Genomic DNA, 19017 nt, shown 5'->3' on the forward strand with positions numbered 1-19017 from the left:
ACACCGTGGACACGCTCTTCGATTCTTTTGCCGGGGGCAATGCGAAAATCGTCAGACGCAGGTCAATCAATGTCATATCCCGGATAATTCCCGGCCCGCGCGGCGCAGACTATCCATTTCCTGAATCCCCTGCTGCACAATCGGAATTCAGGGTCTCCGCACCGCAGAGGACAGGACGCCGCATGCAGAATCCCGCGACTCCCGGGCAGCTCCGCTTCTTCGTGCTCGACATGCAACAGCCCCGGCCGGCGATCGTGCACCGCCTGGCCGTGTCCGGCGCGCACGGCGCGGTGGACGCCGACCGGCTGGCCGGCGCCGTGCGTGCGGTGCTCCTCGCCCAGCCCGCGCTGCGCGTCTCCCTGCACATGACGGCCGACGGCCTGGTGCAGCGCGTCCATCCGGTGGCCGACGTACCGTTCGACGTCCGGCCGCTGCCGGCCGACGACGGGGCGGCCGACCGGGTGGTGGCCGGACAACTGGACGCTCTGGGCGCCCCGTTCGACCACGCCGGGGCGCCGCTGTGCCGGGTCGTGCTGCTGCACCGCGCCGACCGCGCGCATCTGCTCTTCGCGGTCCATCACGGCGTCTTCGACGACGGCTCCGCCCCGGCCCTCCTCGCCTCGCTGACCACCGCCCACGGCCTCGGCCCCGAGCAGCTGCCCGCCGCGCAGTCGCCCTCCTTCGACCTGTCCGGGCACCACCTCGCGACCTTGCGGGACTTCTGGACCACGACGCTCAAGGACGCGCCCGACAACTGCACCCTGCCGCAGCTCACGCCGGGGGCGGACCGCACCCGCGCCGAGGTCGCGACCCGGCTGCCCGACGACCTCACCGACCGGATGCGGCGCCGCACGGCGCTGACCGGAGCCAGCCCGTTCACCCAGGTCATGAGCGCCTTCGCCTGGGTCGCGGGCTGGTACGGCGGCACCGACGACGTGGTGATCGCCACGGTCAGCGGCGCGCACCGGGACGCCCAGGGCGTCTCCGTGGTCGGGTGTCTGCAGAACACGGTCCCGGTCCGCGTCGACCTCGCCGGCGCCACCACCGAGGACCTGCTGGAGCGCACCCTGGACGCGCTCTCCGACGCCGTCGACCACGCCGAACTGCCCATCGAGGACATCCTGGCGGCGACCGGAGCCCCGCGGCACCCCGACGGCAAGCCGTTCACCCAACTGATCTGCACCCAGGGCGAGTTGGCCACCGAGGCGGTGGACGCGAGCGGGCTGCGCTGGCTGCTGGAGCCGCCCGCCTCGGACCAGGTCGAGTACGACCTGAGCGTGACGTTGCTGCACGCCCCCGACGGGGCACAGCACCTCGTCGTCGCCCACCCCGAGAGCGCGCTCGACGCCCGCGTGGCCGAGCGGTTCCTCTCGCATCTCGTCGCCGCCCTCGACGCGCTCGGTGCCGACGAGCACCGGCCGCTGACCGAGCACGACCTGCTCACCCCCGCGGAACGCGCCGAGCTGGCCGGGCTGTCCGCCCCCGCCCCGGCCGCCACCGGGATGCCGGTGCACCGCCTCGTCGAGGCCCGCGCCGCCGCCCGCCCGTCCGCCGTCGCCGTGCGCACGGGCGAACGGGAGCTGGACCACGCCGAGGTGACCGCCCGTGCCCAGGGCCTCGCCGCCGCGCTCATCGAGGCCGGCGTCCGGCCCGGCGACCGCGTCGGGATCCACCTCGACCGCTCCCCCGACCTGGTGACCGCGATCCTGGCGACCTGGTGGGCGGGCGCCGCCTATGTGCCGCTCGACCCGGACCACCCCGCCGAGCGGTTGCGCTACGTCCTTCACGACGCCGAACCCGCCGCGCTCATCGCCACCGCCCCGCTGCTGCCCGGCATACCCACCGTGGCCCCCGACGCCCGTGCGGCGGCGCCCGCCGCCTGGCCGCGGACCGCGGCCGACGCACCCGCGTACGTGATGTACACCTCGGGGTCGACCGGCCGCCCCAAGGGTGCCGTGGTCCGCCACGACAGCCTGTGCGCCCTCTTCGCCGCCCTCGACACGCAGTTCGCGGGCGGGCCGTCCGTCGTGCTGGCCGCCACCGGGTACGCGTTCGACATCAGCCTCGTCGAGCTGGTGTGGCCCCTGACCTGCGGTCGCACCCTTCATCTGACCAGTCACCGCACCGTGGTGCAGGACCTGCCCGACCCGGCCGGCGCGTTCTACCAGTGCACCCCTTCGGCCGCCCGGCTGCACACCGCGTCCCCGCAGGGCCGCCGCTTCCTGTCCCGCCTCGGGGCGCTGCTGCTCGGCGGCGAGCCCTTGGACGCGGACCTCGCCGCCGACCTGGCCGGCCTCGTCCCCGGCCCCGTCCTCAACGGCTACGGTCCGACCGAGGCGACCGTCTACACGACGTTCTGGCGCGTCGTGCCGCACGCGCCCGTCCGCATCGGCCTGCCGCTGCCGGGCGTGCGCTGCCACGTCGTCGACCCGCACGGGCGCGACCTGCCGCCCGGCTGCCCCGGCGAACTGCTGATCTCCGGCACCGGTGTCGGCGACGGCTACTGGCGCCGCCCGGAGCTGACCGCCGAGCGCTTCCCCGTCCTGCCGGGGGCCAGGGGCGCCACCGGCTACCGCAGCGGCGACCTGGTCTCCTTCTCCCCCGGCGCCGGCCTCGCCTTCCTGCGCCGCGCCGACCAGCAGGTCAAGGTCCTCGGCCAGCGCGTCGAGACCGGCGAGATCGAGGCGACGCTGCGCCGTCAGACCGGCGTGCGGGACGCCGCCGTCGCGCTGCTCCCGGACCGAACCGGGGTGGTGGCCTTCGTCGTCCCGGACGGGGCCGAGGGCGTCGAGAGCGGCCTCGTCCCCCGCGCCCTGCCCGCCGAGGCCGTGTCCGGACTGCGGCGTGAGACCGCGCGGTGGCTGACCGGGGCCATGCTGCCCACCGCCTGGTTCGCCGTCGCGGAGCTGCCCCGCTCCCCCAACGGCAAGCTCGACCGGCAGGCCCTCGCCGGCTGGGCCGCGGACTCCGCCCCCGCCCCGCACCCGGCGGCGCCGGTGACGGGCAGCGCCGCGCAGGCCGTGACCGAGGTGTGGGAGCGGATCCTCGGCGCCCCGGTCACCGACGCCGGCGCCACCTTCTTCGCCCTGGGCGGCACCTCGTCCGGCGTCCTGCGCGCCCTCGCCCAACTCCGGCCCCGCTACCCGAGGTTGCACGTCGCCGATCTCTTCCGGCACACCACCGTGCGCGGCCTCGCCGACTTCCTCGACCACCTGGACGCCCCGGCCGACGCCCCGCCGGCCGACACCGGCCGGGGAGCCCGCCGCGCCCGCGCCCTCAGCCGGTGGGCAGGAGCGGGCCGGCGCTGATCGCCGGCCCTCGCCACACCCGCGCCACGCAGTCCGTCCCCCTGGAGGAGCACGATGCCCCTGTCCCTGATGTGCCTGCCCTACGCCGGAGCGGGGGCCGGCGTCTTCCGGCCCTGGCAGGACGACCCCGAGCTGCCGTTCCGGGTCGTGCCGGTCCAGTTGCCGGGGCGCGACGAGTGGTTCGTCGAGGACCCCTGCTCCTCGATGCCGGAGGCGGCCCGGGTGTGCGCCGACCAGATACGCCGCTCCGCCGCCGACGGGCCGTACGCCGTCTTCGGGCACAGCTTCGGTGCCCTGCTCGCCTACGAGACGGTCCGGCTGCTGGCCGCCGAGGGGGCACCGCTCCCCGAGCGGCTCGTCGTCAGCGGCGCGGCGGCGCCGGGGCTGCCGCGTCCCCGTATGGACGGCGCCCTCCTGGACGACGAGGCCTTCGTCGCGAGGCTGCGCCACCTGGTCGGCTACGACCACGACGCCTGGCACGAGCCGGAACTGCGCGAGCTGCTGCTGCCCGCCCTCCGCGCCGACCTGGAGATCCAGGACGGCTACGTCCCCTCTCCCGGCCCGGCGCTCAAGGTCCCGGTGACGGTGCTGCGGGGCACCGAGGACTCCCTGGTCGGGCGCGCGGACGCGGCCCGCTGGGCGGAGTGCGCCGCCGCGGGCGCCGATCTCGTGGACGTTCCGGGCGGGCACATGTACTTCACCGAGGACTGGGCGCTGTTGTGGAAGACGCTGGGGTCGGTGCTGATCTGACGCCGGAAACGACGAAAGGCGCCCCGCCGGGAGGCGGGGCGCCTTTCGCTGTCGTGCGGTGGGTGCTCAGTAGCGGTAGTGGTCCGGCTTGTACGGGCCCTCGACCGGTACGCCGATGTAGTCGGCCTGTTCCGGGCGCAGGGTGGTGAGCTTGACGCCGAGGGCGTCGAGGTGGAGGCGGGCGACCTTCTCGTCGAGGTGCTTGGGCAGGGTGTGCACGCCCACGGGGTAGTCACCGGCCTTGGTGTAGAGCTCGATCTGGGCCAGGGTCTGGTCCGCGAAGGAGTTGGACATCACGAACGACGGGTGACCGGTGGCGTTGCCCAGGTTGAGCAGGCGGCCCTCGGACAGCACGATCACGGTCTTGCCGTCCGGGAAGGTCCAGGTGTGGACCTGCGGCTTGACCTCGTCCTTGACGATGCCGGGGGTGGCGGCGAGGCCGGCCATGTCGATCTCGTTGTCGAAGTGGCCGATGTTCCCGACGATGGCCTGGTGCTTCATCCTGGCGATGTCGGACGCCATGATGATGTCCTTGTTGCCGGTGGTGGTGACGAAGATGTCGGCGCTCTCGATCACCTCGTCGAGGGTCGTCACCTGGTAGCCGTCCATCGCCGCCTGGAGCGCGCAGATCGGGTCGATCTCGGTGACGATCACGCGGGCGCCCTGGCCGCGCAGCGACTCCGCGCAGCCCTTGCCCACGTCGCCGTAGCCGCACACGACCGCGGTCTTGCCGCCGATCAGGACGTCCGTGGCGCGGTTGATGCCGTCGACCAGCGAGTGGCGGCAGCCGTACTTGTTGTCGAACTTCGACTTGGTCACCGCGTCGTTGACGTTGATCGCGGGGAACAGGAGTGCGCCCTCGCGGTGCATCTCGTAGAGGCGGTGGACGCCGGTGGTGGTCTCCTCGGTGACGCCGCGGATGCCGGCGGCGATGGCCGACCAGTCCAGCGTGGTGTTCTGAAGCAGGGAGCGGACGACGGCGAGTTCCTCGCCCGCGGCCTCGGGGAGGTTGCCGGTCTTCTGGTACTCGACGCCCTTGTGGACGAGCAGGGTGGCGTCACCGCCGTCGTCGAGAATCATGTTGGGGCCGTCGCCGTCGGGCCACGTCAGGGCCTGCTCGGTGCACCACCAGTACTCCTGCAGCGTCTCGCCCTTCCAGGCGAAGACGGGGATGCCGGCGGCGGCGATCGCGGCGGCGGCGTGGTCCTGCGTGGAGTAGATGTTGCAGGACACCCAGCGGACCTGCGCGCCGAGCGCGACGAGGGTCTCGATGAGGACCGCGGTCTGTACGGTCATGTGCAGCGAGCCGGTGATCCGGGCACCGGCCAGCGGCTGGGCGTCGGCGTACTCACGGCGGATCGCCATCAGGCCGGGCATCTCGTGCTCGGCCAGGGTGATCTCCTTGCGGCCGAACTCCGTGAGTCCCATGTCGGCGACCTTGTAGTCGGTGAAGTCAGCGTTCGGCTGAGAGGACATGCTCGGCGCTCCTAGTGCTGTGGGTGTGCTGGATGTTCTGGTGGATCTCAAGCGTCGCGAGGGACTTGTTGAGCGTGATGTAGTGCAGGCCGGGCGCACCCTCGTCGAGCAGCCGGGCGGCCATGGCGGTGGCGTGGTCGACACCGATGCGGTGCCCGGCGGCCGGGTCGTCCTTCGCCGCCTCCAGGCGGTGGGCCAGGTCCTCGGGGAAGCAGGCGCCGCTGAGCTGCGCGAAGCGGCTGATCTGCCGGACGTCGGTGGCAGGCATGATCTCGGGGATGACCGGGGTGTCGCAGCCGGCCGCGGCGACCCGGTCCCGCAGCCGCAGGTAGTCCTCCGGGTCGAAGAACATCTGGGTGATCGCGTAGTCCGCGCCCGCCCGGCACTTGGCGACGAAGTGCCTGATGTCGCTCTCCCAGTCGGGCGAGCGCGGGTGGCGCTCGGGGAACGCCGCCACGCCGATGCCGAAGTCGCCCAACCCCCGTACGAGGGAGACGAGTTCATGGGCGTGGGTGAGGCCTTCCGGGTGCGGGACCCAGGGTGCGTTCGGGTCACCCGGCGGATCGCCGCGCAGCGCGAGGACGTCCCGGACGCCCGCGTCCGCGTACTGGCCGACGATGTGGCGCAGTTCGGCGACCGAGTGCCCCACGGCCGTCAGATGGGCGACGGGCCGCAGGGTCGTCTGCGTGGCGATGCGCTTGGTCACCTCGACCGTACGGTCCCGCGACGAGCCGCCCGCGCCGTACGTCACGGACACGAACGTCGGCGACAGCGGCTCGATACGGCGGATCGCGTTCCACAGGGTGCGGGCGCCCGCCTCCGTCTGCGGGGGGAAGAACTCGAAGGAGAAGGAACGGGCCCCGCTCGCGAGGACGTCGCGCACCGTGCTCATCGGCGGCCTCCCGCGTTGAAGTAGCTCGCTTCCGGGTGGTGGACGACGATGGCGTCCGTGGACTGTTCGGGGTGCAGCTGGTACTCCTCGGAGAGGTGGACCCCGATCCGCTCGGGCCCCAGCAGTGCGGCGATCTTGGCCCGGTCCTCCAGGTCGGGGCAGGCCGGGTAGCCGAGCGAGTAGCGGCAGCCCTGGTACTCGGTGCGCAGCATGCCGTCGATGCCGGCCGGGTCGGCGCCGCCGATACCCCACTGCGCGCGGACCCGGGCGTGCCAGTACTCGGCCAGGGCCTCCGCCAACTGCACGGACAGGCCGTGCAGTTCGAGGTAGTCACGGTAGGAGTCGGCGGCGAACAGCTCGGCGGTGGCCTCGCCGATCCTGGATCCCACGGTGACCATCTGGAGGGCCAGGACATCGGTCTCGCCGGACTCCTCGGGGCGGAAGAAGTCGGCCAGGCACAGGCGGCGGCCCCGCTGCTGGCGGGGGAAGGTGAAGCGGGTCCGTTCGCCGCCGTCCTCGTCCAGGACGATCAGGTCGTCGCCCTTGGACACACAGGGGAAGTAGCCGTGGACCACGGCCGCCTCCAGCAGGCCGTCCGTCTGCAGCCGGTCCAGCCAGCCGCGCAGCCGCGGCCGGCCCTCCGCCTCGATCGTCTCCTGGTCCTTCAGGCCCCACTGGCCCTTGAACAGGGCCGTCTCGTCCAGCCAGGACGCGTACTCGGCGAGCTGGATGCCCTTGACGACCCTCGTCCCGAAGAACGGGGGCTCGGGCACCGGGTTGTCGACCGCCACGTCGCTGCGCCCGGCCGGCTCCGGCTCCCGCACCTCGATCAGCGGCGTCTGGCTTCTCGGCACACGGCGCTGCTTGAGCTCGGGCAGACGCGCGCCGGGCACCCCGCGCTTGACCGCGATCAGGGCGTCCATCAGGCGCAGCCCCTCGAACGCGTCGCGGGCGTAGCGGACCTCGCCCTCGTAGATCTCGTGCAGGTCCTGCTCGACGTAGGCGCGGGTCAGGGCGGCCCCGCCCAGGATCACCGGGAAGCGCTCGGCGAGCCCGCGGCCGTTGAGCTCCTCCAGGTTCTCCTTCATGATCACGGTGGACTTGACCAGGAGGCCGGACATGCCGATCACGTCGGCCCGGTGCTCCTCGGCGGCCTCCAGGATCGCGGAGACGGGCTGCTTGATGCCCAGGTTGACCACGTTGTAGCCGTTGTTGGACAGGATGATGTCGACCAGGTTCTTGCCGATGTCATGGACGTCGCCGCGCACCGTGGCCAGCACGATGGTGCCCTTGCCCGCCCCTCCTTGGCCGTCGGCCACCTTCTCCATGTGCGGCTCCAGGTAGGTCACCGCGCTCTTCATCACCTCGGCGGACTGCAGCACGAACGGCAGCTGCATCCGGCCGGAGCCGAACAGCTCACCGACGACCTTCATGCCGTCCAGGAGCGTGTCGTTGACGATGTCCAGGGCGGGCCGCGTGCCGAGGGCGTCGTCGAGGTCGGCCTCCAGGCCGTTCTTCTCGCCGTCGATGATGCGCCGCTTGAGCCGTTCCTCCAGCGGCAGCGCCGCCAGTTCCTCGGCCTTGCCCGCCTTCAGCGACTTCGCGGTGGCGCCCTCGAAGAGCTGCATCAGCTTCTGCAGCGGGTCGTAGCCCTCCGCGCGCCGGTCGTAGATCAGGTCCAGGGCGGTGGTGACCTGCTCCTCGTCGAACCGCGCGATCGGCAGGATCTTGGCGGCGTGCACGATCGCCGAGTCCAGACCCGCCTTGACGCACTCGTCCAGGAACACCGAGTTGAGCACGATGCGGGCGGCCGGGTTCAGACCGAAGGAGATGTTCGACAGGCCCAGGGTGGTCTGCACATCGGGGTGGCGGCGCTTGAGCTCGCGGATCGCCTCGATGGTGGCGATGCCGTCCTTGCGGGACTCCTCCTGACCGGTGCAGATGGTGAAGGTCAGGGTGTCGATGAGGATGTCCGACTCACGGATGCCCCAGTTCCCGGTCAGGTCGGCGATCAGCCGCTCGGCGATCTCCACCTTCTTCTCGGGGGTGCGGGCCTGCCCTTCCTCGTCGATGGTCAGCGCGATCAGCGCGGCGCCGTGTTCCCGGGCCAGCTCGGTGACCTTCGCGAAGCGGGACTCCGGGCCGTCGCCGTCCTCGTAGTTGACGGAGTTGATGACCGCACGGCCGCCGAGCTTCTCCAGCCCGGCCCGGATCACGTCGACCTCGGTGGAGTCCAGGACGATGGGCAGCGTGGAGGCGGTGGCGAGGCGTCCTGCGAGCTCGTTCATGTCCGCGACGCCGTCGCGGCCCACGTAGTCCACGCACAGGTCGAGCAGGTGCGCGCCCTCGCGGATCTGCTCCCGCGCCAGCTCCACGCAGTCGTCCCAGCGGGCCTCCAGCATCGCCTCGCGGAACTTCTTCGACCCGTTCGCGTTCGTCCGCTCGCCGATCGCCAGGTACGACGTGTCCTGCCGGAACGGCACCGTCTGGTAGAGCGAGGCGGCGCCCGGCTCCGGCTGCGGTTCGCGGGCGGGCGGCGTCAGCCCGCGGACCCGCTCCACCACGGCACGCAGATGCTCCGGCGTCGTACCGCAGCAGCCGCCCACCAGGGACAGACCGTACTCGCGCACGAACGTCTCCTGCGCGTCCGCCAGCTCCGCCGCGGTCAGCGGGTAGTGGGCGCCGTCCTTGGTGAGGACCGGCAGGCCGGCGTTCGGCATCGCCGAGAGCGGGATGCGGGAGTGGCGGGAGAGATGGCGCAGGTGCTCGCTCATCTCGGCCGGGCCGGTCGCGCAGTTCAGGCCGATCATGTCGATGCCGAGCGGCTCCAGGGCGGTCAGGGCCGCGCCGATCTCCGAACCCAGGAGCATCGTGCCGGTCGTCTCCACGGTGACCGAGCAGATCAGCGGAACGTCCTTGCCCAGCGCGTCCAGCGCCCGGCGGGCGCCGATGACCGACGCCTTGGTCTGCAGCAGATCCTGCGTCGTCTCCACCAGCAGGGCGTCCGCGCCACCGGCGAGCAGGCCCTCGGCATTGCGTTGGTAGGCGTCGCGCAGCGTGGTGTACGGGGCGTGGCCCAGCGTCGGCAGCTTGGTGCCCGGCCCCATCGAGCCGAGCACCCAGCGCTGCCGGCCGGTCGCCGCGGTGAACTCGTCGGCGACCTCGCGCGCCACCCGTGCGCCCGCCTCCGACAGTTCGAAGACCCGGTCGACGATGTCGTACTCGCCGAGCGCCGCGTGGTTGGCACCGAAGGTGTTCGTCTCGACGCAGTCCACGCCCACCGCGAAATACGCCTCGTGGACGGAGCGCACGATGTCGGGGCGGGTGACGTTGAGGATCTCGTTGCACCCCTCCAGGTTCCGGAAGTCCTCCAGGGTGGGATCCTGCGCCTGCAGCATGGTGCCCATCGCACCGTCGGCCACCACGACTCGGGTGGCCAGGGCTTCGCGGAGGTCTGTCATGGCGTGCCGTCCAGGGCTTCCAGGGTGTGCAGAGCGGGGGCCAGTTCGCCGGCCGCGGCCGCGCCGTAGGCGCGTTCGGCCGTGGCCAGCAGGTCGTGCCGGTCCACGCGGTAGGTCTGCGAGCCGACCGTCGACAGGGCCGCCGACGCCACCACGCAGCCCAGGCGGGCCGCGGCGGGCAGCGGCAGGTCGTGGCCGAGCGCGGCGAGGAAACCGGCCCGGAAGGCGTCGCCCACCCCGGTCGGGTCGGTGATCGGCGCGTCGGGGACGGCGTCCACGATGAGCGGGGCGTGCCCCGCGCGGTCGATGCGCACTCCGGCGCCGCCCAGGGTGGTGACCCAGGCGCCGACCCGGGCGAGGACGTCGCCCCGGTCCCAGCCGGCGCGTTCGAGGAGCAGGGCGGCCTCGTACTCGTTGGTGAACAGCCAGCGGGCGCCGTCCACCAGATCGCGCACCTGTGGGCCGTCGAGGCGGGCGAGCTGCTGGGAGGGGTCGGCGGCGAAGGAGAGGCCGAGGTCACGGCACTCGCGGGTGTGGCGGAGCATCGCCTCCGGGTCGTCGGGGCCGACGAGGACCAGGTCGGGGCGCGGCCGCCCGTGGAAGGACCGCGCCAGGTCGATGTCGCGGGCCTCCTGCATCGCGCCCGCGTAGAAGGCGGCGATCTGGTTGGCGTCCTCGTCGGTGATGCACATGAAGCGGGCGGTGCCGCGCTCGGCCGAGACGTGGACGGCGCCGGTGTCGACGCCGTGCTCCTTGAGCCAGACCTCGTACTCGGCGAAGTCGGCGCCGACGGCCCCGACGAGCAGCGGGTCGAGGCCGAGGCAGCCGAGGCCGAAGCAGATGTTGGCGGCGACCCCGCCCCGGCGCACGTCGAGCGCGTCGACCAGGAAGGACAGGGAGACATGGGCGAGTTGGTCGGGGATGAGCTGGTCCGCGAACCGCCCGGGGAAGACCATCAGATGGTCCGTGGCAATGGATCCTGTCACCGCGATACGCACATGAACTCCTGAACTCCTGAACGTCTTTCGGGTGGCGGGCGCCGGACGGGCCGGGCCCCGCCACCCTCGGGACGCGTGATTCCTGGGGGTGGATTCGGACAGGGCGTCAGATGCCCGCGGCGGCCCGGAGCGCCTGGGCCCGGTCGGTGCGCTCCCAGGTGAAGTCGGGCAGCTCGCGGCCGAAGTGGCCGTACGCCGCCGTCTGGGAGTAGATCGGGCGGAGCAGGTCGAGGTCACGGATGATCGCGGCGGGGCGCAGATCGAAGACCTGGGCGATGGCCTGCTCGATGGACTCCTGGGGGGCCTTCCCGGTGCCGAAGGTCTCGACGAACAGCCCGACGGGCTCGGCCTTGCCGATGGCGTACGCGACCTGCACCTCGCAGCGGGAGGCCAGGCCCGCGGCGACCACGTTCTTGGCGACCCAGCGCATCGCGTACGCCGCCGAACGGTCCACCTTGGACGGGTCCTTGCCCGAGAAGGCGCCGCCGCCGTGCCGGGCGTAGCCGCCGTAGGTGTCGATGATGATCTTGCGTCCGGTCAGGCCGGCGTCGCCCATCGGGCCGCCGATCTCGAAGCGGCCGGTCGGGTTGACCAGCAGGCGGTAGCCCTCGGTCTCCAGCTTGATGCCGTCCTCGGCGAGCGCGGCGAGGACGTGCTCGACGACGTGTTCGCGCACGTCCGGGACCAGCAGCCCGTCCAGGTCGATGTCCGGGGCGTGCTGCGAGGAGACGACGACGGTGTCCAGGCGGACCGGCCGGCTGCCCAGGTACTCGATGGTGACCTGGGTCTTGCCGTCGGGGCGCAGGTAGGGGACGGTGCCGTCCTTGCGGACCTCGGTGAGGCGCCGCGACAGGCGGTGCGCCAGCTCGATCGGCAGCGGCATCAGGGTCGGCGTCTCGTCGGTGGCGTAGCCGAACATGATGCCCTGGTCGCCGGCGCCCTGGGCGGCCAGTTCGTCGCCGGTGCCCTCGACGCGGGACTCGTAGGCGGTGTCGACGCCCTGCGCGATGTCCGGCGACTGGGCGCCGATGGACACCGACACACCGCAGGAGGCGCCGTCGAAGCCCTTCGCGGAGGAGTCGTAGCCGATCTCCAGGATCTTGTCGCGGACGAGCGTGGCGATGTCCGCGTACGCGGTGGTCGTCACCTCGCCGGCGATGTGCACCTGACCGGTCGTGATCAGGGTCTCCACGGCGACGCGCGCGGCCGGGTCCTGGGCGAGCAGGGCGTCCAGGACGGTGTCGCTGATCTGGTCGGCGATCTTGTCGGGATGGCCCTCGGTCACGGACTCCGAGGTGAACAGACGGCGGGACATGTCTCTCCAGGAAGGTGGGTGGTGGCGGTGGATCGGTGGGTGGGTGCGTGCCGGACGGGGCACGGACACGGCTCTCAGTCGGTGCCGCGGAAGATCGACGGGTCCGGAGCCTCGTGCTCCTCCCCCGCGAGCAGTGCGGGCCGTACGACCGCTCCGGCGAGGGAGCGGGCGCGGGCGCGGGCGGGACCGGTCTGTGCCAGGACGTGCTCGGTGTCTTCAAGAGGCTCAAGAGTGTCAAGCGTGTCGATGCTCATCTCTGCCTGTCTCCGGGTGACTTCGGCGGCTTCGGCGGTACGTGTCCCCGATCGGGGCTCACGCCGCGGGGACCGGTCGGCTCACCGGCCGGGCGGGCTCCGCGTCCTTGGCGAGCAGACAGTCCTCCAGGAAGCCGAGGGCCTTGAGGTGGTAGGTGCGGGCCGCCCAGCCGAGGCTCAGGTTGTGCCCGGCGTCCGGCTGGTGGGCGATCACGGTGGTGGGGGCGGCCAGCGGGCGGCGCAGGGCGGCCAGGGCGTCGTCGTCGAACAGCCACCACTGCTCCTGCTCGGCGAAGGTGAACCGGACCGGGACCCGTACCCGGCGGGCGATCCGCGGGTACATGCCGGGCCACAACGGCCCCTCGCACGCCTCCAGTTCGGGCACCGGCGACACGAGGTGGCGGCCCTGCCGGAAGGCGTCCGGCGGGTAGAGCCGCAACGAACCCCAGTGGCGGCGCCAGTCACCGTGGCCGTGCCGGCCCGGCAGCTGGTCGGTGCGTACGGCGAGGCGGCTGCCGAGGCCGGAGATGTCCAGGCCGATCAGGCCCTGGCCGCGCTCCTCGGCGGCCGCGGCCAGGGCGAGCTTGCCGCCGTTGGAGTGGGCCACGAGGAAGATGCCCGCGCCGGTGTCATGGGTGGCGGCGAAGTGGGCGAGGCCGTCGTGCAGGGTCGCCGCCTGCTCCGCCAGGCGCTGGCCGCGCGGCAGGTGGGGCGCCGAACTGCCGTAGCCGGGGCGGTCGACGGACAGGACCGTGTAGCCGAGGCCGGCGCCGAGGGAGAGCAGCGACAGTCCGGGGCGGGCCCGGCTGTCGAAGTAGCCGGCCCGCATGCCGCCGCCGTGCACCGCGACCACGACGGCCCGGGGCCGGCCGGAGGGCGGCTCGGCGATCAGTGCCGACAGCGGGATCCCGGCGGCGTCGAGGGTGATCTCGCGGGCCCGGACGGCATCGGTGGTGGGCAGCTGGGCCATGGGATCAACAACTCCGGGCGGTAGGTGGTCCCCGGGTGCCGCCCTCATCTCCTGACCGTCGCCAGGCACCGGGCGAGGCGGCGGCGGACCAGGCGGCGGACGAAGTGGCCGACGGGGGCGCCGGGTTCACCGGGGTGCGGCAGTGCGGCGCGCGCGGCGCAGGCCGGGGGTGCGCTGACGTCGGTCGCGCTCATCGTCGGTGTGCGTCGTCGCGCCAGCTACGCGGTGTGCCGGCGCGGGTGCGCCGTTCGAGGCGCCGCCAGAGTGCGGTGCGGCGTGCGGGCTCGGGGCCCTCGGCGTGCTCCTGCTCCGGGCCGACGGCGGCCGCGCGGGCGAGCAGCACGGCGGTGAGCGCGGCGAGTTCGGTCGCGTCGGGGCTGCCCTTCTCGATGCGCAGGACGGGGCCGGTGAGGTCCATGGTGTCCGGGGTGTCCGTGGACGGTGGCATGGGCGTCGTCTCCGTGGTCGTGGGAACGGGTCGGGAAACGCGAACGCCGCACGAACTCGCCGGTCCCGACGGGGGATGGAGGAACCGGCGAGCTCGCGCGGCGAGCTCGGGTGGTGCGGTGGTGCGGTGGAGCGGGGCGGTCGCCGGATCAGGCGGCCGTGGGGCCCAGCTGGCCGACGAAGCGGCCGGTGAACAGGTCCTGGCCCTTGAACTGGGAGACCATCTCGGCCGGGGCGACGAACGGGCCCTCGGGCGAGGGGAGCTGGCCGACGCCGCCCTCGCTGCCGAGCGGCAGGAGGATCATCGGGAAGCCCAGCGGCTGGTAGGTCTCCGTCGGCTCCTCGCCCTTGATCTGGGCGATGATGTTCTTGGCGACGACCTCGGCGTGCTGCATCGCGTAGCCGGCCATCTTGGCCTCGGCGACGTCGGTGATGTCGCCGACCGCGTAGACGTGGTCGTGGCCCTTGACGTTGAGCTTCTCGGTCACGGGGACCTGGCCCTGCTCGGTGAGGGCGGTGAGCTTGCCGTCGGCGAGGTAGTCGTTGTTGATGGTCGTGCCGAAGGCGCGGTACCAGACGTCGGCGGTGATCTCGTCACCGGCGGTCGTGGTGACGGTGAAGGAACCGGCCTGGCCGGAGGCGGTGGCCGGCTCGGCCGTCAGGCCGGTGCCGAGGCGGACCTCGATGCCCAGGGCGGCGAGCTGGCCGTGCAGGTCCTCGACGACCTCGGGCTTGAAGCCGGGGAGCAGCTCCTCGGCCGGGTCGACGATGGTCACCTTCTTGTCCGGCCAGACCTGCTTGATCTCACCGGCGAGTTCGAGGCCGACCGGGCCGGCGCCGAGGATGAGGACGTTGTCCGCCTGGAGCAGCTCCTTGTGCGAGGCACGGAAGTCCGCGAGCGCCTCCTCCACGGTGGCGGCGGCGGGGTTGGCCGGGTAGGCGTAGCTGGAGCCGGTGGCCAGGACCACGTAGTCGGCCGCGACGTGCTTGCCCGAGGCCAGGGTGACGCCGGTGGGGTCCACCGAGACGGCGCGGTCCTGGATGACCTGGCCCTCGGTGAGCAGCGTCTTGAACGGGAAGAACATGTTGGGCGCCCACTCGGGCTGGGCCAGTGCGCGCAGCGACCCCGCCACGTTGGCGAAGGCGTCACGCGGGTCGATCAGGACGACCTCGGCCTCGGACTGAAGGGCCTTGGCCACCGCGGCGCCCCCGTAGCCTCCGCCGACAACGGCGACTTTACGACTCATGATTCACGCTCCACAAACCAAAGAAATTGCGTCGGGCACTGCTCAAAAACGCTAGTGATTCGTACTGCGAACCACAATGCAGAAGAAGTTCAGGAACTACATATCCCCGTTAAGAACTGGAAGTTCTTGCTACGAACTTTCGATATTCGGGTGCTACGCTGCATCCGTGGCCAAGCGTGAAGACGACGACGGCACGATGGGGCTCGCGGCCGCACTGGTGCGGTCGTCGTTCCTGGTCAACGCCGTGTATGCCCAGGTGAGCCGTGAGCACGGCCTGACGCCGCAACAGGGTCAGCTGCTGTGCGTGTTGATGGCGCAGCCGTACGGAATGAGCGAGCTGTGCTCGATGCTCGGACTCGCCAAATCGAGTCTGACCGGTCTGGTGGACCGCACCGAGAACAACGGCCTGGTACGGCGCGAGAGCGATCCGCACGACAGCCGCGCGGTGCGCGCGGCACTCACCGCGCGCGGCGCACGCCTCGCCGACCGCTTCTACACCGACGCCTGCCGGCGCATCGGGCAGCTGCCGGCCGGTCTCGACGCCGAAGGACGGGACGCCCTCGCCGCGCTGCTCGGCCGCGTCGTGCGGGACAACGACGGCCCCGTGGTCTTCGTCGAACCCGGCCACGGGGCTGCCGCGGTCCGCGGCTGAGGCGCCCTCAGGCCGCGATCAGCCGCTGCGTGTAGGCGAGCGCGGCCGGCTCGAACTGCAGGGCGGCGTGCGAGCCCGCCGCGTGGACGTCCCGCCAGATGCGCTGCATCGGGTGGGAGGTGGCCTGCCCGCGGGTCCCGGTCACGTGGAACAGCCGGTCCACCGCGCCGACGAGCAGCTCCACCGCGAGCGTGGCGTCACGGTGGTTGCGCACGGCCGCGCCGCCCTCGGCGAGCCCGCCCCCGTCGGCGGTCCCGGCGACCCGCGCGAGCAGCAGCGCCGCCGCGTCGATCTCGCCCGCCGCGCGGGTGTAGGCGATACGGGCCGTGTCCCGGGCCGCCGCCCGGGCCCCGCTCGGCTGCTTGCCCAAGTGCTGCTCGACCAGGCGCAGCGCGGCGCGGGCCGCGCCGAGGACGGGCGCCGCGAAGGTCAGCCCGTTCACCGCGAACAGCGGTGCCGCATGCGCCGGGGACCCGGCCGGCTCCGGCAGGCTGCCCTGGCGCATGTCGTCCCAGACGAACGAGCGGTACCGCGGCACGAACGCCCGCTCCACCAGCAGGGTGTGGCTGCCGGTGGCGCGCATGCCGAGCGTCGACCAGGACTCCTCGTGCGTGAAGGAGTCCCTGGGCACCGCGAACACCCGGATCGAGCGGTCGCCCTCGCGCGGCGGCGCCGAGCTGAGCAGCGCCCAGTCGGCGAACTCGACGCCGCTGACGTAGAGCCACCTGCCGGACAGCGACCAGCCGCCGTCCACCTCCTCGGCCTCGACGCCGGCCGCGACCATCGAGCTCACGAGGCGGGTGCCGGGGCCCTTCGCCCAGACCTCCTCGCGGCCCTCCTCCGGCAGGAAGGCGCTGAAGCGCCCGTTGTACGCCCACAGGGAGGCGAGCCAGGCGGCGGACGTGCAGCCCTCGCCGATCGCGGCGACGGCCCGTGTCACCGCCTCGAACGTGGCCCCGGTGCCGCCCTGCCCCGCCGGGGCGAAGGCGCTGGTGAACCCGGCCGCGGCCAGGGCCTCGACGGTGTCCCGGGCGAGGCGCCCGGCCGCGTCCGCGCTCTCGGCGCCGCGGCCCGCCGCACCGGCCGCGGTGTCGAGCGCCCCGGCGTCGTGCCATGCCGACCCGCCGCTCACACCCGCTCCCTGATGTACTCGATCTCGCTGAAGTAGAGCTCGGCCCGCACGCCGTCCAGGTCGTCGAGGGCGGACGGCTCCTTGGGCCGCGCGAGGAAGGCGCGGAAGCTCTCCTCGTCCTCCCACTGCGCGTACTTGATGACGTGCTCGCCGGACAGACCCCGGTGCACGGCGTGCGACACATGGCCCGGGGTGGTCGCCAGCTCCTCGGGGTCGTACGTCATCTCCTTGAGGACCTGCGTCTGGTCCTCGGGCGCCGACGTGACCACGATGACCACGGTGAAGCGCGGCTCGTCGAGGCTGATGCGGGGCTCGGGGTGCCAGGTGTGGACGACCTCGCAGGGGATGTTGTCCAGGCGGGAGACGCTCAGGGCGCCGCCGAGGCGGCCCTTGGTGGCCCGCTCGCTCATGAACGCGTCGTAGGCCTCCTCGCTCTCCCACTGCGCGTAGTTGACCACCGAGCGGCCGTCGAGCCCCCGGTGGAAGTTGCCCGAGACCAGGCCCGGCTGAACGTTCGCCGGCGGCAGGCTGCGCCACTGGTCGAACAGCACCTGCTGCCCGTCGGGGCCCTCGGTGTGAAAGATGTTGAACAGCGTGAAGTAGCCGTCCTCCACCCTGATGAGACTCATGACTCTCCCTGGTTTCAGGCGACGTAGGGACGCGCGGTGCGGGCGTCCTTGAGGGCACAGGCCCACCACTGGAGCTTTTCGAGCATGGCCTTGGCCGGGACGGCGGCGTCGGGCGCGCGCAGCACGCCGTCGTCGCCGATGTGCTGCCACACGCCGTGGAAGCTGACCGTGTCGCGGATCGTGGCCGCGTGCAGCTCCGCGAAGACCAGGCGCAACTGCTCGACGGCCCGCAGCCCGCCGGACAGACCGCCGTAGGAGACGAACGCGACCGGCTTGGCCTGCCATTCGGCGCGGTGCCAGTCGATCAGGTTCTTCATCGGGGCGGTGAAGCTGTGGTTGTACTCCGGCGTGACCACGACGTACGCGTCCGCCGCGTCGAGGCGTGCGGCGACGGAGGCGAGCAGCTCGGCGGACTCGCCCCCGGGCTCCTGCGTCAGCGACAACGGCAGCTCCACGTCGGCCAGATCGAGGACGTCGACGTCGTACATCGCGCAGGCCTCGGCCTCCTCGACGAACCAGCGCGCGACGGCCGGACCGGTGCGGCCCACACGGGACGAACCGATGATCACGGCAAGGCGCAGTGTTTCCTCGGACATGTTTTTCCTTCCTGTGAGCCCGAACCGGATACGGCGAGGGCAGCGGCGGCACGGGTACGGGGCGGGGCAGGCGCCCCGCACCCGTGCGGACGGCCCGTCGTCAGGCGTGGGCGCCGTGGCGGATGGCGCGCATCTGGGCCACCCACACGTCGGCGTCCTCGGCCCGCTGCCGGAAGGAGTCGGCCGAACCCTGGTGCGTGAAGACGTGGATCCGGTTCTCCTCGATCGCCTCGAGGGCGGCCTTGGCCACCTGCTCGGGCTCAAGGACCTCGGAGACCTCCTTCAGCTTGGCCAGCTGCTCGTTGCTGCTGACGCTGGCGGCCAGCATCGGGGTGTTGACCGCCTGGGGCATCAGACACGAGACGCCGAGACCGCGGTGGCCGTACTCGACGGCGAGGTACTCGGCGAACGCGACGGCGCCCATCTTGGCGACGGAGTACGGCGCCGCGCCGAACGCGGTGAGCACCCCGCAGGCCGCGATCGTCTGCACCAGGTGCCCCCGGCCGGCCTCCAGCATGGCCGGGACCACGGCGCGGGCCGCCCACACGTGCGACATCATGTTGACGTCGAGGGCGCGCTTCCAGTCCTCGTCCGATGCGTCGTGGCTGCCCGTCACGGTCAGCCCGGCGTTGGAGACGAAGATGTCGACGGAGCCGAACCGCTCCCGGGCGCGGTCGACCAGGGCCTGGATCGACGCCTCGTCGGCGACGTCGGCCACCACCGCGAGCGCCTGGGCGCCGATGCCGGCGGCGACCTTCTCGGCGCCCTCGGCGTCGATGTCGGAGACGACGACGCCCCGGGCGCCGGCGGCGGCCAGGGCCTCGGCGATCGCCTTGCCGATGCCGCTCGCGGCGCCGGTGACGACGGCGACACTGCCTTCGATCTTCATG

17 protein-coding genes are annotated in these 19017 nt (G+C 72.4%); 3 read left to right on the plus strand and 14 right to left on the minus strand.

The window, feature by feature from the left end; translation table 11 throughout:
- Nucleotides 1-182 precede the first annotated feature (182 nt).
- Nucleotides 183-3308 carry a non-ribosomal peptide synthetase gene (locus ACZ4MF_RS25555; RefSeq protein ID WP_467494254.1) on the plus strand — a complete coding sequence of 1042 codons (3126 nt, stop codon included), beginning with the start codon at nt 183-185 and terminating at the stop codon, nt 3306-3308.
- Between the two features lie 54 nt (nt 3309-3362).
- On the plus strand, nt 3363-4058 hold the full coding sequence (locus tag ACZ4MF_RS25560) for a thioesterase II family protein (RefSeq protein WP_467494255.1): 696 nt from the start codon (nt 3363-3365) through the stop codon (nt 4056-4058).
- Nucleotides 4059-4124: 66 nt separating this feature from the next.
- On the opposite strand, the gene ahcY is transcribed toward ACZ4MF_RS25560, so the two are convergent.
- The 10 genes from ahcY to ACZ4MF_RS25610 form a co-directional block, all read right to left on the minus strand.
- Entirely contained in the window at nt 4125-5534 is a 1410-nt protein-coding gene (gene ahcY / locus ACZ4MF_RS25565) for an adenosylhomocysteinase (RefSeq protein ID WP_467494256.1), read from the minus strand.
- On the minus strand, nt 5512-6426 hold the full coding sequence (gene metF, locus ACZ4MF_RS25570) for a methylenetetrahydrofolate reductase [NAD(P)H] (protein WP_467494257.1): 915 nt from the start codon (nt 6424-6426) through the stop codon (nt 5512-5514). The genes ahcY and metF overlap by 23 nt, the downstream gene beginning before the upstream one ends.
- The gene (metH, locus tag ACZ4MF_RS25575; RefSeq protein ID WP_467494258.1) at nt 6423-9887 is read right to left on the minus strand and encodes a methionine synthase; all 3465 of its coding nucleotides are present in this window, start codon (nt 9885-9887) and stop codon (nt 6423-6425) included. Before metH ends, metF begins: the two co-directional genes overlap by 4 nt.
- Nucleotides 9884-10885: a carbohydrate kinase family protein gene (locus ACZ4MF_RS25580; RefSeq protein WP_467494259.1), complete on the minus strand. Its 1002-nt coding sequence runs from the start codon at nt 10883-10885 to the stop codon at nt 9884-9886. Before ACZ4MF_RS25580 ends, metH begins: the two co-directional genes overlap by 4 nt.
- 106 nt (nt 10886-10991) lie before the next feature.
- Nucleotides 10992-12200 carry a methionine adenosyltransferase gene (gene metK, locus ACZ4MF_RS25585; protein ID WP_467494260.1) on the minus strand — a complete coding sequence of 403 codons (1209 nt, stop codon included), beginning with the start codon at nt 12198-12200 and terminating at the stop codon, nt 10992-10994.
- A gap of 74 nt (nt 12201-12274) precedes the next feature.
- Nucleotides 12275-12454 (minus strand): hypothetical protein, encoded by a 180-nt coding sequence (locus ACZ4MF_RS25590; RefSeq protein WP_467494261.1) that lies wholly within the window; start codon nt 12452-12454, stop codon nt 12275-12277.
- A gap of 58 nt (nt 12455-12512) precedes the next feature.
- Nucleotides 12513-13424 (minus strand): alpha/beta hydrolase, encoded by a 912-nt coding sequence (locus ACZ4MF_RS25595; RefSeq protein ID WP_467494262.1) that lies wholly within the window; start codon nt 13422-13424, stop codon nt 12513-12515.
- 44 nt (nt 13425-13468) lie between these two features.
- Nucleotides 13469-13618 (minus strand): hypothetical protein, encoded by a 150-nt coding sequence (locus ACZ4MF_RS25600; RefSeq protein WP_467494263.1) that lies wholly within the window; start codon nt 13616-13618, stop codon nt 13469-13471.
- Nucleotides 13615-13872, minus strand: coding sequence for an acyl-CoA carboxylase epsilon subunit (locus ACZ4MF_RS25605; protein WP_467494264.1), 258 nt, complete (start codon nt 13870-13872; stop codon nt 13615-13617). The genes ACZ4MF_RS25600 and ACZ4MF_RS25605 overlap by 4 nt, the downstream gene beginning before the upstream one ends.
- 148 nt (nt 13873-14020) lie before the next feature.
- Nucleotides 14021-15118: an NAD(P)/FAD-dependent oxidoreductase gene (locus tag ACZ4MF_RS25610; protein WP_467494265.1), complete on the minus strand. Its 1098-nt coding sequence runs from the start codon at nt 15116-15118 to the stop codon at nt 14021-14023.
- A gap of 196 nt (nt 15119-15314) precedes the next feature.
- Here ACZ4MF_RS25610 and ACZ4MF_RS25615 point away from each other — a divergent pair, with 196 nt between their 5' ends.
- Nucleotides 15315-15770 carry a MarR family winged helix-turn-helix transcriptional regulator gene (locus tag ACZ4MF_RS25615; RefSeq protein WP_467494391.1) on the plus strand — a complete coding sequence of 152 codons (456 nt, stop codon included), beginning with the start codon at nt 15315-15317 and terminating at the stop codon, nt 15768-15770.
- 7 nt (nt 15771-15777) lie between these two features.
- On the opposite strand, the gene ACZ4MF_RS25620 is transcribed toward ACZ4MF_RS25615, so the two are convergent.
- The 4 genes from ACZ4MF_RS25620 to ACZ4MF_RS25635 all read right to left on the minus strand — a co-directional run bounded on the left by ACZ4MF_RS25620 (nt 15778) and on the right by ACZ4MF_RS25635 (nt 19016).
- Nucleotides 15778-16902 (minus strand): acyl-CoA dehydrogenase family protein, encoded by a 1125-nt coding sequence (locus tag ACZ4MF_RS25620; RefSeq protein ID WP_467494266.1) that lies wholly within the window; start codon nt 16900-16902, stop codon nt 15778-15780.
- Complete coding sequence (locus tag ACZ4MF_RS25625) at nt 16899-17531, minus strand: antibiotic biosynthesis monooxygenase (RefSeq protein ID WP_467494267.1); 633 nt, start codon at nt 17529-17531, stop codon at nt 16899-16901. The genes ACZ4MF_RS25620 and ACZ4MF_RS25625 overlap by 4 nt, the downstream gene beginning before the upstream one ends.
- Before the next feature lie 14 nt (nt 17532-17545).
- The gene (locus ACZ4MF_RS25630; protein ID WP_356030354.1) at nt 17546-18127 is read right to left on the minus strand and encodes an NADPH-dependent FMN reductase; all 582 of its coding nucleotides are present in this window, start codon (nt 18125-18127) and stop codon (nt 17546-17548) included.
- A 100-nt stretch (nt 18128-18227) separates the two neighbouring features.
- On the minus strand, nt 18228-19016 hold the full coding sequence (locus ACZ4MF_RS25635; protein WP_467494268.1) for an SDR family oxidoreductase: 789 nt from the start codon (nt 19014-19016) through the stop codon (nt 18228-18230).
- Between the last annotated feature and the right edge of the window lies 1 nt (nt 19017).

This window comes from Streptomyces sp. NPDC025793, from assembly GCF_055558375.1.

What these genes read in the sequence shown, in the direction of transcription:
- metF (WP_467494257.1), bottom strand. Translation starts at nt 6,426, where the DNA reads ATGAGCACGGTGCGCGACGTCCTCGCGAGCGGGGCCCGTTCCTTCTCC.
- ACZ4MF_RS25595 (WP_467494262.1), bottom strand. Translation starts at nt 13,424, where the DNA reads ATGGCCCAGCTGCCCACCACCGATGCCGTCCGGGCCCGCGAGATCACC.
- ACZ4MF_RS25635 (WP_467494268.1), bottom strand. Translation starts at nt 19,016, where the DNA reads ATGAAGATCGAAGGCAGTGTCGCCGTCGTCACCGGCGCCGCGAGCGGC.
- ACZ4MF_RS25560 (WP_467494255.1), top strand. Translation starts at nt 3,363, where the DNA reads ATGCCCCTGTCCCTGATGTGCCTGCCCTACGCCGGAGCGGGGGCCGGC.
- ACZ4MF_RS25610 (WP_467494265.1), bottom strand. Translation starts at nt 15,118, where the DNA reads ATGAGTCGTAAAGTCGCCGTTGTCGGCGGAGGCTACGGGGGCGCCGCG.
- ACZ4MF_RS25600 (WP_467494263.1), bottom strand. Translation starts at nt 13,618, where the DNA reads ATGAGCGCGACCGACGTCAGCGCACCCCCGGCCTGCGCCGCGCGCGCC.
- ACZ4MF_RS25605 (WP_467494264.1), bottom strand. Translation starts at nt 13,872, where the DNA reads ATGCCACCGTCCACGGACACCCCGGACACCATGGACCTCACCGGCCCC.
- ACZ4MF_RS25555 (WP_467494254.1), top strand. Translation starts at nt 183, where the DNA reads ATGCAGAATCCCGCGACTCCCGGGCAGCTCCGCTTCTTCGTGCTCGAC.
- metH (WP_467494258.1), bottom strand. Translation starts at nt 9,887, where the DNA reads ATGACAGACCTCCGCGAAGCCCTGGCCACCCGAGTCGTGGTGGCCGAC.
- ahcY (WP_467494256.1), bottom strand. Translation starts at nt 5,534, where the DNA reads ATGTCCTCTCAGCCGAACGCTGACTTCACCGACTACAAGGTCGCCGAC.
- ACZ4MF_RS25630 (WP_356030354.1), bottom strand. Translation starts at nt 18,127, where the DNA reads ATGTCCGAGGAAACACTGCGCCTTGCCGTGATCATCGGTTCGTCCCGT.
- metK (WP_467494260.1), bottom strand. Translation starts at nt 12,200, where the DNA reads ATGTCCCGCCGTCTGTTCACCTCGGAGTCCGTGACCGAGGGCCATCCC.
- ACZ4MF_RS25625 (WP_467494267.1), bottom strand. Translation starts at nt 17,531, where the DNA reads ATGAGTCTCATCAGGGTGGAGGACGGCTACTTCACGCTGTTCAACATC.
- ACZ4MF_RS25590 (WP_467494261.1), bottom strand. Translation starts at nt 12,454, where the DNA reads ATGAGCATCGACACGCTTGACACTCTTGAGCCTCTTGAAGACACCGAG.
- ACZ4MF_RS25615 (WP_467494391.1), top strand. Translation starts at nt 15,315, where the DNA reads ATGGGGCTCGCGGCCGCACTGGTGCGGTCGTCGTTCCTGGTCAACGCC.